The following is a 14328-nucleotide window of genomic DNA, read 5'->3' on the forward strand; positions in this document are numbered from 1 at the left end:
CTTGCGTTAAGCATTAAAAATAGCGTAAACTATAGAGAGTATCTACTATTTATGATATTGAGGTAATCCTGTGAATTTACAAATACGAATTTGGATATCCAATGTTGTGCTGTTTGTTGTACCTATTTTAATAGCAATTATCTTATTTTTGCTATATTTTACAGGTTTGCGCATATTGGCCAATGCCGGTTATTATTTGCGTATTGAGCAGGAACAACAGTTTAAAAGTGTCAGTCGAATAACTGAAACCATTACCTTTTATGGGTTGGAAAATGATCTAATTAATAGCTTGGTTAAGCCTAGCTATAGCCTACTTGATCCAAAGGAAGTATATGTTGAAGTACTCGATCAAGGAAACATGGTGTATAACTACGGTAATCCACAAATCTATAGTGCTTCTGCCATTGTTGGTCTTATTGATGTTAATCCTGAATTACAGGGCATCGTATATCAATCCAATAATACTTTCGTTTATGAAATGAGAAAGTACGATGGACGTCATTCCTATGTATACCATATTGCGATTAGGCGTGCTACCCATGGTAGTGATAGCTTAATGGAATCCGTATCTTTTTATATTATCGTAGTTTCCATATTGCTCTTTATTGTTACATTTTTTGCTATTAACCGATTTGTTACACGGTTTATCATGATTCACGTTAAGAACATGACAAAGTCGTTAGAAATGGCAAATCGTCAGATTGAAATGGAACAAGAACAACAGAAAGAGCTACTCGCTGGTATATCTCATGATATACGAACTCCGTTGACGGCTATTAAAGCTTATGCTGAAGGTGTTCGTGATGGTATTGCACCAACGGAAGAGCAACAAAAAAGATATATGGGGATTATTTTGAAGCGGGCCAATGATTTGGATTCTATGTTAGAGGAACTATTCCTCATAACAACATTGAACTATAAAAAAGAATCTCGTCCGTCTGAGCGAATTGAATTAGGTCAGTTTGTGCATGACTTTGTAGAAGATCATTTAGCTCCGTATCAATCGAAGGGGCTTGAGATTAAGGCCCGTATAGCTACGGAAACACCTTTTATCAATGCTAACCCACAATTGTTACAACGAGTTTTGCAGAATGTGTTGAACAATAGTGCTAAGTATAAAATGGCCGATATTGGTCATTGCGTCATAGATGTAACGAGTGATGATGATTTTGTATATTGTGTCATCAGTGATGATGGTCCAGGTGTACCGCCAGAATCTCTAGAGCGTCTGATGCGCCCATTCTATCGTGTAGATTCGTCTCGTACGAATCCTCAAGAAGGTAGTGGCCTAGGATTGTCGATTATCCGTCGAATTATGGAAATCTTTGAAGGCCGAGTTATGATTGAAAATGTAAGGCCACATGGTCTACGTATTATATTAGAGTTTCCTAAGCAAGGAGAAGAATCATGAGTGAACATATCTTAATTATTGAAGACGATTTGGATATTGCCAATATTGAGCGTGATTATTTAATGGTGGCGGGCTATGATGTAACTATTATGACTAATGGTACAGATGGCATTGAAGCAGCATTGAATACTCCTGTAGACCTTATTATCCTTGATGTTATGTTGCCAGAAATGGATGGTTTTGAAGTTTGTCGCCAAATTCGTGACAAAGTTCGTGTACCAATCGTTATGGTAACTGCGCGCCTTGACGATATCGATAAAATCCGTGGTTTAGGCGTAGGCGCTGATGATTATATTGAAAAGCCATTCTCTCCATCTGTATTGATTGCGAAGATTAAAGCTATGTTGGCGCAATATAAACGTTTAACAGAGCGCGATGCAATGGAAACTAACGCTATTCAATCCGGTGAAATTCGTCTCGATCCTAAGATGATGAAAGTATGGGTGAATGAAAAAGAGGTTCATCTCAAAAAGAAAGAATTCCAGTTGTTAGAATTCTTGATGCGTAACCGTGATATTGTATTTAGCAAAGAAGAATTATATTCTCGTGTATGGGGACTTGACTCCTATGGTGATTATGCAACTGTAGCGGTTCATATTAATCGTTTACGTGAAGAAATTGAGGATAATCCATCTGATAGTAAGCATATTATTACAGTATGGGGCGTAGGGTATAAATTCGTTTAGTATCGAAAATATGCATTCACATTATACTCACGTTATTCGTGGCTGTTGATTAGATATGACTTCATAGAGATTTTATTATAGAGATATAATCAAAGGTTTAAGAATTGTTTATATAGTTACTTTGATAGTTTAGATATTCCATGTATACTTATTTAAGTAAGGCTGATTATGACTCTAGATAAGTAATATTTTAACTTCTCTCTCTTAATAAGTTCTCTCTAAAGCTTATCTAGATCACATATACTCTCTCTCTCAACAGTCCTTACACTCTCAAACTATATGCATAAAGGGCATTTGCTAGCGACGGCTAGTGAATGCCCTTTATGTTTTTTAGATTTTAGATATTTGAATACATTTTATACAGCATCTTTCAGGATTCTAGGTATTTATCTAGTGGAGGATATACGGTTATAATAATTATACTTTTATAAGAAAAGTTATAAATTGATATCTTGCATTGTAAAAGCAGGCGTACTATAATAGGTTCATCAAAATCAATTTTATAAAATTAATTTTGAGATGATTTGAATTAGTGTGAGACGTGGCGTATTTATAAAGCATCATAATTATATGATTTATGATTTGGTTCTTATTTTAACTTTTATAATCATCATTAAGAAGTTATGGGTGATGTAGAAGAATATTAAGAAGAATATAAGGAGATCTACATGACATTTTCAAAATATAAGAAAACAGTAATTGCGTGTATTCTTGCTTTGGGTATTGGGGTAGGCGGAGGATACTATTTCTTTGGCAGCCCTGTTAATACGCAACCAACAAACGTGAGAGAACAAACTAAACAGACTAAGCCTATTACTGAAACGCGTAATACCTATGTAGTACAAGCGGCTAAAGAATCTGGGCCTGCTGTAGTAGGGATTACGACACAAGTATTTCAAAAGGATATTTTTAACCGTACTATCTATGCTGGAGAAGGTGTTGGGTCTGGTGTGCTTATCGATAATGATGGACATATTGTAACAAATAAACATGTTGTGGCGGGGGCTAAAAATGGGGAGGTTACAGTATCATTGTCTGATGGCAGTACGGTGACGGGGACCGTTATAGGTTCAGATTCACAGACGGATTTAGCAGTTGTAAAAATTAAACCTCCAAAAGATATTAAACCTATAAAAATTGGGGACTCTGACTCCTTACAAGTAGGGGAGCCAGCTATTGCTATTGGCAATCCTTTAGGTCTTGAGTTTAAAGGTTCAGTTACCTCTGGTGTTATTAGTGCCTTAGCACGTACAATTGATGATCAAGGTCAACGATTCCCATTGATTCAAACTGATGCAGCCATTAATCCAGGTAACTCAGGCGGTGCTCTCATTAATGCAGATGGAGAGTTAATTGGTATCAATAGCGCCAAAATCTCTAAAGAGGGAATTGAAGGTATGGGCTTTGCCATTCCAATTAATTCTGCGATGACAATTGTTGATTCTATTATTAAAAATGGTAAGGTCATTCGTCCTTATATTGGGGTATGGGCTGTAGACCGTCAAACTGCAGCTCGTAATAATGTAACCTATGAAGGTGATGGACTCCTTATTGTGCAACTTGATTCAAATGGTCCTGCTGCACAGGCTGGTCTCGTAGAAGGGGATACGATTGCGCAAATTGATGGTAAGGATATTACTACATTACTCGAATTAAAAGAGCAAATCGATGCTAAGAGCCCTGGAGATACAATTTTGGTATCCTATACTCATAATGGCAAAATGAAGAGTACACAGCTTAAATTAGGGGAAGCGTCTTCAAATTAGAATTTAGTAAATAAAACTTAATTAAGTATTCCAATAATGCACTAATTTCTTTTGTAGTGTTAGAAAATCCTCATCTTTTAGATGAGGATTTTTTTGTTATAATAAGGTACTTTAATAGATTTTGTATAAAAAATACGATAAATTAGAAAATTTTCTTCTATAAATGCAGGAATTAACTGTATTTTTAGTATAGAACGAAGAAAAAAATATATTAATTTTCAATATTTTTTGTAAGGTACCTTGCGTTCCGAGGTACCTTATGTTATTATGTATTTGTCAGTACATGATAGTGACCGTAAGAGAGCTTTCACATTGGCAGGCAAGCACAGCCTAAAAGGGAGGAACTATGCAAGTTCAATTAAAAAAAGGTGTTATGGACATGCTGGTGCTAGCATTATTAACACAAAATGATCGCTACGGATACGAAATCGTAAGCACCATTTCGGAATATATTGAAATATCTGAAGGAACGATATATCCATTGTTTAACAGACTGAAAAAAGAAAAGTATGTTGAAACGTATTTAAAGGAGTCTTCTACAGGTCCATCACGGAAATACTATCATATTACGAACGAAGGCCGTGCAGCATATAACAAGATGCGTCAAGAATGGGATGAATTTTCTGGTGCTATCAATATGCTGTTGAAAGGAGTCGATAATAATGAACAAAAATAGCTTTTTGGATGCATTGCGTAATATATTTAAAAAAGCGCGTGTTGCAGATGTGGAGAGTATTATAGAGGTTTATGAAGAGCATTTTGCGGTAGGTTATGAAAAAGGCCTTACGGATAGTGAGATCATTAAATCCTTAGGGACTCCAGAGGAAATATATGCATCCTACGTAGATGCAGGTATCATTACAGACACAATGAATCAAGATGGTAGTGAAAGTAAATCCGTTAATATGCAGGAAATTTATGCACGATTTGATGATTATAAAGAGCGTCTTTTACCTCAATTACCAGGGATGGCTAAAAAAGCATCTAAGACTTTGCTCTCTATTGGAAGTGCCTTATCCTATATTGTAGGTGCTCTTATATTCATTATTACACCGGCTATCTTGTTCTTACTAGGTAGCTCATGGCAACCATTTGAGAATGTTACTGCATTTCCAGTATTGTCCATTGTAACTTTAGTGGCACTTGGTGGTGTAGGTCTCTTTGGGGGCCTTACATGTATCTTTATTGGTATTGAACTTCGTGGTGTACGCGAACGTTATTTCAGCAATGTAGATTAAGGAGGACCTATGAGACGAATTATAATTGCTGCCATTCTAACTGTAATCAGTGCTGTAGGGGTAGGTACATCCTTTGCTGTAAATGATCTACCAAATTTTGGTGAATGGATGAAAACCAATGAACAACAGTTTAGAAAACCACATAGACATGATGGTTCTAATATGCATATGGACCAACATATGATGGATGGAAATAATCAAATGATGCCTCAAAATGGTATGGGGCCAAATAATGGTCAACATATGTACCAAAATTGTCAAAACCAAATGATGCCTCAAGATGGTATGGGACGAAATAATGGTCAGTATATGCATCAAAATGGTCAAATGCCTCCACAAGGCCAACCACCTCAACAAACTAATGGTAATGCACCACAACAACAAAGTGATCAAGGTGCACCGCAAACTACACAAAATTAACGATACTTTATGAGTCCATTTCTCTCATAAGATATAGAGAACGTGGTCATGAAAGTGCATTCATGGCCACCATAGAGTCACACACTCTATGTGATACATTCGTATCAGAATCTCTCTCTTACACACAATAACTACACACAAACAAAAAGAGCTCCTTAGCGAAGGAGCTCTTTTTGTATCTATTTATAAATATTAGATAGTACTTGATGGGCTAGGAATATTTAATTAACTTCCTAATGAAAAACGACCTATGCATATAGGTCGTTAAAAATTTATTTGATGTGTTTAGAACCGCGTTCTGTCATAGCTATGCCATCTTTACAAAGAGGGCATTCTTCAGGTTTGTAAGTTGGAACTTTAAGATTAAGTAATGCTTGTACCTTTTCGTGAGGTACACCGAATTCTGCTTTGCCACCAGAACGGTTAACAAGAAGGCCTACACCTACGATTTCACCACCGGATTGGTTTACCACATTTACTACTTCTTGTACAGAACCACCAGTAGTTACGATGTCTTCAACGATAAGTACCCTTGTGCCTGGCTCGATTTTAAAGCCACGACGCAATGTCATAACGCCTTTTTCGCGTTCTGTGAAGATAGCACGAGTGCCAAGCGCTTTACCTACTTCATGAGCAAGTAAGATGCCGCCAGTCATAGGTCCAATAACAAGTTCCACATTTTGATTGCGGAAGCGTTCAGCTAATTCTTTACAAAGTTTTTCAGTATATTTAGGATGTTGCAATACGTTGAATTTTTCAACGTACATTGGGCTGTGGAGACCAGATGTCAAAAGGAAGTGACCTTCTAAAATAGCTTGAGTGTCGATAAGTAATTGTTTTACTTCTTGTTCTGTCATCATTTGGATACCTTCTCCATTTCTTCAATAATTAAACGAACCGCTTCGCGAGGGTTTTCGGCTTGTGTAATAGGTCGACCGATAACAAGGCGAGATGCTCCATCTTGTAGTGCACTAGCTGGTGTAGCAACCCGTTTTTGGTCGTCTGTTGTTGCAAAGGAAGGGCGAATACCAGGGGTAACGATGAGGAAGTCATCGTCACATGCTTCACGAATCATTTTGGCTTCTAATGCGGAACATACAACACCATCCATACCACAGTCTTTAGCGAGTTTTGCAAGGCGAATGACTTGGTCGGAAATTGGTAGCTGACCACCAATAGCAGTCCAAGATTCATCGTCAAAGCTAGTTAATGCGGTGATGGCTAATAATTTTGGGCGTTCCACGCCTAGTTCTTTGCCACTCTCATGAGCTGCCTCAACAGCAGCTTTCATCATGACAGGACCACCTTGACCATGTAAAGTAATTAAACTAGCACCGAGACGTGTTAAGGAAGCTACGCCATGGGCTACGGTATTTGGAATGTCGTGCAATTTCAAATCAAGAAATACTTGTTTGTTTTGCTCCTGTAAAAAACGAATTGTTTTTGCTCCTTCGGCGTAGAATAGCTCCATGCCGACCTTGTAAAAGCTAACCGAATCACCGAGGGATAATACGATTTCTTTCACTGCATCCATCGTGGATACGTCAAGGGCAACGATTAATCTGTCATCTGCCATGTTGCAACCTCCATACTACATACATATCTAAATAATTTTCACATACTGAGGGCCTATCTGTCAATTAAAATTGGTGTGAATGAGGTGATTATTGGTCACCTTTGAACAGTAGATTATAGTCTATTTCATGCTATAATAAGTAGAGTAAATGAATATAATTCTTATATATAGATTTTGAAAGGAGTCCTATGTTAGATTTTGTTGCATTAGACTTTGAAACAGCAAATAAATTTAAAAATAGCGCGTGCTCCTTGGCGGTTATTACCGTAAAGGACGGACAAATTACCAAAAAGGCATATAGCCTCATCAAGCCTCCGTTTATGAGTTTTGATGATGAATGTATTGAAATTCATGGTATCCAACCGAAGGATGTTCTTCATGAAAAGACCTTTGATGAGTTGTGGAATGCCATTTATGAAAACCATTTAAAAGGGAATATTATGGTGGCTCACAATGCGAAATTCGATATGAACGTATTGCGTGCTACTTTAGATTATTATAAAATCCCTTGGCCAGAACTAGATTATGCATGTACAGTTAAACTTTCACGTGCGGTATGGCCTGATTTAGTTAATCATAAGTTGAATACAATGGCCGCATATATTGGAGTTGAGTTTAAACATCACTATGCACTGGATGATGCAGAGACTTGTGCAAAGGTTGTATTAGAAGCTGCTAAGTTGAAAGGCGTTAATAGTTTACCAGATTTATTAAAGACTACAGGCGTACCGTTAGAACCATTCATTGATGATAAAAATCGCTCTGCTCAAGATGCATTACATAAAGAGCCAGAACCAGAACAAATGTCGTTCTTTTAGTAAGGAGAGGTACTATGTTGGGGAAAGAATTATTAGCTTATGTAGATCATACATTATTGCGTCCTACAGCTACATGGGATGATATTAAAGAAGTTTGTGAGGATGGTATAAGGTATAAAACCGCATCTGTTTGTATTCCTCCAGATTTTGTAGCATCTGCCCATGAAGCATATCCAGAACTTAACATATGTACCGTTATCGGCTTCCCTTTAGGATATGAAACAACAGAGGTAAAGGTGGCAGAAACGAAACAGGCTATTGAAGAGGGCGCTTCTGAAATTGATATGGTTATTAATCTTGGAGATGTAAAGCAAGGTGATTTTGAAGCGGTAACTAGCGAAATTGAGGCGCTTAAGAAGGCTTGTGGTGATAAAATTTTAAAAGTTATTATCGAAACTTGTTATCTTACAGATTCTGAAAAGGTGGCGCTTTGCAAATGTATTACAAATGGTGGCGCAGACTATATTAAAACATCTACTGGATTTGGTAGCGGCGGTGCAAGCCTTGAAGATATTAGACTCTTTAAAAAGCATATTGGTCCTAATGTACAGATTAAGGCTGCAGGTGGTATTCGCTCTATTACGGATATGAAAGCCTATATTGCAGAAGGTTGTAGCAGAATTGGAGCCAGTGCAGCTGTAGAGTTATTAAAGAATCACTTGAACGAAGAAGTATAATAGAAAACCACCTAGGCTATGCTTAGGTGGTTTCTTAGAATGGCGGTGTAACTATGCGTATGTATGATATTATTCTGAAGAAAAGGGCGAACTTGCCGTTAACAGATAAGGAAATCCGCTTTGTCATAGATGGCTATGTAAAGGGAGAAATCCCTGATTACCAAGTGAGTGCGCTCTTGATGACCATAGTTTTTAATGGTATGAATGCTCGTGAACTAGGAACTTTGACCTTGGCTATGGCTCAATCAGGTAATATGGTAGACTTATCGAATATTGATGGGATCACCGTAGATAAACATAGTACAGGTGGCGTAGGAGATAAGACCACACTTATTATTGCGCCTCTCGTAGCCGCTTGTGGAGGCAAGGTGGCTAAGATGTCTGGTCGTGGACTTGGACATACGGGCGGCACTATTGATAAGATGGAGTCCATTCCAAATTTAAAGGTATCTTTAGAGAAAGATGCTTTTATCAATCAAGTTAATCAAATCGGTCTTGCTGTTATAGGTCAGTCGGAAGGGCTTGCACCTGCTGATAAAAAGCTATATGCTTTGCGCGATGTGACGGGAACTGTGGATAGTATCCCTCTTATTGCATCCTCTGTTATGAGCAAAAAATTGGCTTCTGGTGCTCAAGCAATTTTGTTAGATGTAAAGGTTGGCAGTGGTGCCTTTATGAAAAACATAGAGGATGCTCGTGAATTGGCTAAAGCAATGGTAGATATTGGAAAGAAAAATGGCCGTTCAGTTAAGGCTATTTTGACGGATATGGATCGACCGCTAGGCCATGCTATTGGAAATGCTTTGGAGATTCGCGAGGTTATTGATACGTTGAAAGGTCATGGTCCAGAAGATTTAACGCATGAATGTATTATTATGGCTGCCCACATGCTCGTATTGAGTCATATATGCGACTATGAAACGGCTCTCAGTCGTGTGCAAGAGGCACTCGACTCTGGTGCCGCATTAGAACGATTGCGTATGATGATTGATGCTCAAGATGGCGACAGCCGAGTTATCGATGATGAAAGTATATTGGCAATCGGCCAGTTTACCTATGATGTGATAGCACCTCAAGACGGTTATATAATCCATATGAATACAGAACAATGCGGGATTGCATCCGTTATGCTTGGAGCCGGTCGGACCGTTAAAGATGGCCCTATCGATTATAGTGCAGGTATTGTAATGCACAAAAAAACTGGGGACGCCGTTAGCATGGGTGAAAGGATAGCTACACTATATGCTTCTGATGAAAGCTTATTCACTAATGCGGCTCAGACCTATTTAGCGGCGATTACTATTGGTAATACTGCACCTAAAGTAGTGGATACTATACTAGATATTGTAGAGTGAGGAGTGCAATATGAAAGAAAAGGATATTCAAAAGCTCATCGATCGTGCTATTGTGGCTCGCGACAAAACCTATAGTCCTTATTCACATTTTGGTGTGGGCGCAGCCCTTCTTTGCGAAGATGGAACCATCTATGAAGGGTGTAATATAGAAAACGCTTCTTATGGATTAACTAATTGTGCGGAGAGAACTGCTATATTTAAGGCAGTGTCGGAAGGGCAAACAAAATTTAAAGCCCTTGCCGTAGTTGCTGATACGGAAGGGCCTTGTGCACCATGTGGTGCTTGCCGTCAGGTGATTTCTGAATTTGAAATACCTCGTATTATAATGGCGAATTTAAGAGGGGACTATACAGTTGTTGAATTAGAAGGTTTATTACCTTTTAGATTTGGGCCCGATAACATATAAAAAAGAGACCACGTTGATGTGGTCTCTTTTTGGTATACCTTAGAATGCAGGAACAATAGCACCTTGGTATTTTTCTTGGATAAATTTGATAATTTCAGGGCTATGAAGTGCAGCCATCAATTTTTTGATACGAGGGTCATTTTCATTGCCTTTAAGTACAGTTACGATATTTACGTAAGGGGAATCGTTATTTTCAATTGCCAATGCATCTTTGCCAGGGTTAAGACCTGCGTTTAATGCAAAGTTAGTGTTGATAGCGGCTAAGGCTACATCGTCAAGGGAACGAGGTACTTGTGCTGCTTCTAATTCTACGAATTGATATTCGTTAGGGTTCGCAGTAATATCTTGTACGGTAGATAAGATGTTTGTAGAGTCTTTTAATGTAATTAGACCTTGTTTTTGTAACAACAATAATGCACGACCACCGTTTGTAGGGTCATTAGGAATAGCGATTTTAGCGCCTTTTGGAAGATCTTTTAAATCTTTGATTTTACGGGAGTATAAACCCATTGGCTCAAGATGAACACCACCGGCAGATACTAAGTCAAGTTTGTGAGCTTTTGCGAATTCCTCCATGTAAGGTACGTGTTGGAAGAAGTTGGCATCAATCTCTTTGTCCCCTAAAGCCAAGTTAGGTGTGTTGTAATCAGTAAATTCTGTGATTTTTAATTCGATACCATCTTTTGCTAAGATTGGTTTAACTTGTTCCAAAATTTCTGCGTGAGGTACTGCTGTTGCCCCAATTTTTAATACTTGTTTGCCATCGCTAGCAGCTTGTTTGTTGTCGTTACCACAGCCTGCGATTAATAAAGCGCCGCCAAGGATTACAGTAGCTGCCAATGCTAAAAATTTTCTCATTAGACACACTCCTTATACAATAATTACATATAAAATATTAAATCTATAGTACTAAATAATTTCCTATCTATCAAGAAGGAATTATTATAGGTTCTCCATAACTAAAAACTATGGAGAACCTATAATATAAGTATGTTCATTTTTAAAACAATTTGCCCATGATAAGTCCAATCGCCCACATTAGTTGATAAATCATAGCGGCCCCAGCGGTAGTGCCCATAGCCTTATCTAGTTGGAACTCATCTGTATTGGTAGATAATGTATGAATTGTTTTGAAAGCTAGTGGTGCTGCAAGGAATGCTAATAAGGCGAACCATGTCATATGGCCTACTATAATCCAAGCAATGATCCAAATAAAATTGAAAATATATGAGATACTCATTAAGCTGAGCGCTCTTTCACGACCAAGTACAATTGGCAATGTGTGACGGCCATGGCTTTCATCATTACGAATATCTCGGATATTATTCGTCAACATGATGGATCCAACGAGCAATGTAGATGGAATTGCAGGAATTAACAGAGCTAAGGATAATTCTCGTGTCCAGGCATAGCCTGTAATGAGTACGATGGCAAAACCCATGGCGATACCAGAGGAAATTTCTCCAAATGGTGTTCGAGAAATTGGTTTTGGACCGCCAGAGTAAAGGAAACTAATTAGAATACATAAGAAGCCTGCAGGGATGTAGTACCAAGTTATAGTAGCAGATAAATAAAGACCAATGATAATGGGCACAAACATGAGTACTTTAATCATCGTTATAATGAGTTCAGGTGTTATAACGCCACGTGTGATAGAACCAGCATTACCTACCTTTTGACCCGCATCGAGTCCAGATTTAAAGTCTTTATATTCATTCCATAAATTAGCTACAATTTGGGCTGTTACAACAGCTAAAAATATGAGCACTGTATGTAAAATGGCAAGACCTGTACCCTGAGCAGCACCAAATGCGTAATAACTAAAGGCGGCACCTAAAATGGTAGGCCCTAATGCAGCAGCTAATGTGCGAGGCCTAGTGAGGGGAATTAATTCTTGTATCATGTTAAAAGCACACCGAGTGTGCACTCCTTTCCATTTCTCATACATATATCATCTTTACATGTCTATTTATGTATTGTATAGCAGAAAGGTAAGCTTGTAAATTATACTATACAGTTATATATGTCGATATAGTATAATAATTAATATATGCAGTATAGATGATTATCTTTTAAACTCTTAATATATACTGCACGGATTATCTAACAATCTATACATAGTGTATTGTTAAAAAGGTGAGGTGTCTTATGAGAACTCTCAATAAAAAGTTGATGACATTGGCTTGTGCCACCTGTTTAACTGTGGGTATGGGGGCAGTGGCATGTGCTGATACGGTAGATTTAGGTTATGGTATGAACGTAGAGACTCGTAATGGTGTTAAAGCATCTGTTATAGATTCAGTTTCCACAAATCCTAATTTGAGAACAAAAGAACAAAATGTAATGGTAAATGAAGTTAATGCGCTAGCAGCAAAAAGGCTTGGTGAGCATATAAAAGAAGTGTACCATGCAGAGGTGCCACCATTCCAAGGGAAGGTTATAGATGGATACAACTTGTATCAACTATCTGGTGATAGTGCTTTAGGTCATCATACAGCATGGTTGGTAAATTATAATGTGAATAAAGATATTATTAACTATTCTGGTGATGTAGCAACACAAATAGTTAATTCCGTTATGGCAGATAAAAAAGCGGAGAAACTTCCTGATGCTAAACCATATTCAAGATCTAATGCAGAAAATTTTATTACTAGTTTGAAGCCGATAAGTTTAGATCAAAAGTCCTTAAAACCTGTTATGGAAAAATTCAATACTAGAGTGAATCATGATATGAATACACAGTTAAATCTAATGGCCATAGAAGGTAAAAAGTTATCTCCTAAGGACCAGCTAGCTACACAAGAAGTAGTCGATGTTCTAAAAAAGATTATTCCTAATTTTTCTGTACAAGCTATAGACTTTTCTGCTAGACCATATACTTCAAAATTTGGTGTAATGCAGGCGATGTCTATACGTGGCAGTTTAAATTATGATGGATTTATGCTACCTGGTTCTCTAGGATTGTATATGTTACCACAAGATGAAGGGCTCACTATACAATTACTAGTAACAGAAGATACAAGTCACGATTATTGGACTAAACAATTGGAATCAATGTATAGCTTAAAAGCTCTAAAGGGAGGAAATAAATAATGAAACCATTAAAAACTCTCGTGTTAGCAACTTGTTTAGTTGGTGCTGTTACAAGTTTTGCTAGTGCTAAGGATGTAAACACTTTGGCAGGAACAATGTCGATTCCTAATAATGTTACACTAGCTACGGCGTCTAATACTAATACATTAGGTATTGTAAAAGATATAATTGCTAAAGAAAATGCAAAGCCAAACACGCATCAAATGACAAGACAAAGTAATCAACAAGCTTTAGCTATATTGGATCAGATGGGAATTAGCTACGACATATATCAGCTACAAGGTGAGGATAAAACTGGTCAAAAAGATGCATTCGTAGTAGCTGTAGATGTTAAACAAATAGCGCAACAAGTGGCTAAAGAAAAGGCTAATGACCCTATGTTTATAGCGGCAATGGCCGCTCTTGATAAAGGTCAAATTGATCCTGTAACAGAGCAACTTCTATTAGGAACAATAAATAAACAGATTCCCACTAGCACAACAGTAGTTCCTTTGAATGGACCTATTAATGTGTCTAGTCGTGATCCCCAAAAAGCAACGATTATGCCTAAAACACTTAAAACTCTAACCGTAGAAAATGCAGAACAAGTACATCCGGTGGCTGGTATAAAATATCAAACATATGCAGCAAGCTCTCGCTTGTTATATGTAGATGGAAATGTACAAACTCCACTCTATGCAAATGCTGCATTTGTGTTGAAGCCAGGAAAACCAGTGTTGTATGTAGGTATAACAACTGATGTACAACGTGATTATTTCAAACCAATATTTGATAATGCATTTAAATCAATTAAATAATTGGTTATATACGTACTTTTATGTAATATGTGATATATTGAGGTAAGTCATATATATCGAGGCATCAACATGAGTTTCGCACCTT

Annotated in this window: 16 protein-coding genes; 12 read left to right on the forward strand and 4 right to left on the reverse strand. The window is 37.6% G+C overall.

Features of this window, described 5'->3' with window-relative positions:
* Window positions 1-70 precede the first annotated feature (70 nt).
* The 6 genes from HMPREF0873_RS08670 to HMPREF0873_RS08695 all read left to right on the forward strand — a co-directional run bounded on the left by HMPREF0873_RS08670 (window position 71) and on the right by HMPREF0873_RS08695 (window position 5521).
* Window positions 71-1411 carry a sensor histidine kinase KdpD gene (locus tag HMPREF0873_RS08670; RefSeq protein ID WP_038125819.1) on the forward strand — a complete coding sequence of 447 codons (1341 nt, stop codon included), beginning with the start codon at window positions 71-73 and terminating at the stop codon, window positions 1409-1411.
* Window positions 1408-2097: a response regulator transcription factor gene (locus tag HMPREF0873_RS08675; protein ID WP_004693664.1), complete on the forward strand. Its 690-nt coding sequence runs from the start codon at window positions 1408-1410 to the stop codon at window positions 2095-2097. Before HMPREF0873_RS08670 ends, HMPREF0873_RS08675 begins: the two co-directional genes overlap by 4 nt.
* Window positions 2098-2765: 668 nt before the next feature.
* Entirely contained in the window at window positions 2766-3863 is a 1098-nt protein-coding gene (locus HMPREF0873_RS08680; RefSeq protein WP_008715615.1) for a S1C family serine protease, read from the forward strand.
* A gap of 346 nt (window positions 3864-4209) precedes the next feature.
* Window positions 4210-4539, forward strand: coding sequence for a PadR family transcriptional regulator (locus HMPREF0873_RS08685; RefSeq protein ID WP_008715617.1), 330 nt, complete (start codon window positions 4210-4212; stop codon window positions 4537-4539).
* Entirely contained in the window at window positions 4526-5101 is a 576-nt protein-coding gene (locus HMPREF0873_RS08690) for a DUF1700 domain-containing protein (RefSeq protein WP_008715619.1), read from the forward strand. Before HMPREF0873_RS08685 ends, HMPREF0873_RS08690 begins: the two co-directional genes overlap by 14 nt.
* A gap of 9 nt (window positions 5102-5110) precedes the next feature.
* A complete protein-coding gene (locus HMPREF0873_RS08695; RefSeq protein WP_008715620.1) occupies window positions 5111-5521 on the forward strand; it encodes a hypothetical protein in 411 nt (136 codons plus the stop codon).
* Between the two features lie 272 nt (window positions 5522-5793).
* Here HMPREF0873_RS08695 and pyrE read toward each other — a convergent pair whose 3' ends face one another.
* Together pyrE and pyrF are read right to left on the reverse strand one after the other, a co-directional pair.
* Window positions 5794-6381 (reverse strand): orotate phosphoribosyltransferase, encoded by a 588-nt coding sequence (gene pyrE, locus HMPREF0873_RS08700; RefSeq protein WP_008715621.1) that lies wholly within the window; start codon window positions 6379-6381, stop codon window positions 5794-5796.
* Window positions 6378-7097: an orotidine-5'-phosphate decarboxylase gene (gene pyrF / locus HMPREF0873_RS08705; protein WP_008715622.1), complete on the reverse strand. Its 720-nt coding sequence runs from the start codon at window positions 7095-7097 to the stop codon at window positions 6378-6380. Before pyrF ends, pyrE begins: the two co-directional genes overlap by 4 nt.
* 188 nt (window positions 7098-7285) lie before the next feature.
* Between pyrF and HMPREF0873_RS08710 the strand changes: the two genes are divergently transcribed.
* Genes HMPREF0873_RS08710 through HMPREF0873_RS08725 form a run of 4 tightly spaced genes read left to right on the forward strand, consistent with a single transcriptional unit; the run spans window position 7286 to window position 10353 of the window.
* Window positions 7286-7915, forward strand: a complete 630-nt coding sequence (locus HMPREF0873_RS08710) for a 3'-5' exonuclease (RefSeq protein ID WP_008715623.1) — start codon at window positions 7286-7288, stop codon at window positions 7913-7915.
* A gap of 14 nt (window positions 7916-7929) precedes the next feature.
* The gene (deoC, locus tag HMPREF0873_RS08715; RefSeq protein ID WP_004698377.1) at window positions 7930-8592 is read left to right on the forward strand and encodes a deoxyribose-phosphate aldolase; all 663 of its coding nucleotides are present in this window, start codon (window positions 7930-7932) and stop codon (window positions 8590-8592) included.
* 53 nt (window positions 8593-8645) lie between these two features.
* Entirely contained in the window at window positions 8646-9947 is a 1302-nt protein-coding gene (locus tag HMPREF0873_RS08720) for a pyrimidine-nucleoside phosphorylase (protein ID WP_038125821.1), read from the forward strand.
* A 10-nt stretch (window positions 9948-9957) separates the two neighbouring features.
* Window positions 9958-10353 (forward strand): cytidine deaminase, encoded by a 396-nt coding sequence (locus tag HMPREF0873_RS08725; RefSeq protein ID WP_038125822.1) that lies wholly within the window; start codon window positions 9958-9960, stop codon window positions 10351-10353.
* Window positions 10354-10392: 39 nt separating this feature from the next.
* On the opposite strand, the gene HMPREF0873_RS08730 is transcribed toward HMPREF0873_RS08725, so the two are convergent.
* A complete protein-coding gene (locus HMPREF0873_RS08730; RefSeq protein ID WP_004698373.1) occupies window positions 10393-11211 on the reverse strand; it encodes a MetQ/NlpA family ABC transporter substrate-binding protein in 819 nt (272 codons plus the stop codon).
* Window positions 11212-11353: 142 nt separating this feature from the next.
* Window positions 11354-12256: a 1,4-dihydroxy-2-naphthoate octaprenyltransferase gene (gene menA, locus HMPREF0873_RS08735; RefSeq protein ID WP_038125823.1), complete on the reverse strand. Its 903-nt coding sequence runs from the start codon at window positions 12254-12256 to the stop codon at window positions 11354-11356.
* Window positions 12257-12501: 245 nt separating this feature from the next.
* Here menA and HMPREF0873_RS08740 point away from each other — a divergent pair, with 245 nt between their 5' ends.
* Together HMPREF0873_RS08740 and HMPREF0873_RS08745 are read left to right on the forward strand one after the other, a co-directional pair.
* Window positions 12502-13446 carry a hypothetical protein gene (locus HMPREF0873_RS08740; protein ID WP_038125825.1) on the forward strand — a complete coding sequence of 315 codons (945 nt, stop codon included), beginning with the start codon at window positions 12502-12504 and terminating at the stop codon, window positions 13444-13446.
* The gene (locus tag HMPREF0873_RS08745) at window positions 13446-14243 is read left to right on the forward strand and encodes a hypothetical protein (RefSeq protein ID WP_008715626.1); all 798 of its coding nucleotides are present in this window, start codon (window positions 13446-13448) and stop codon (window positions 14241-14243) included. The genes HMPREF0873_RS08740 and HMPREF0873_RS08745 overlap by 1 nt, the downstream gene beginning before the upstream one ends.
* Window positions 14244-14328 lie beyond the last annotated feature (85 nt).

The sequence above is a fragment of the Veillonella sp. 3_1_44 genome (genome assembly GCF_000163715.1).
GTDB classification, from domain to species: Bacteria; Bacillota; Negativicutes; order Veillonellales; family Veillonellaceae; genus Veillonella; species Veillonella parvula_A.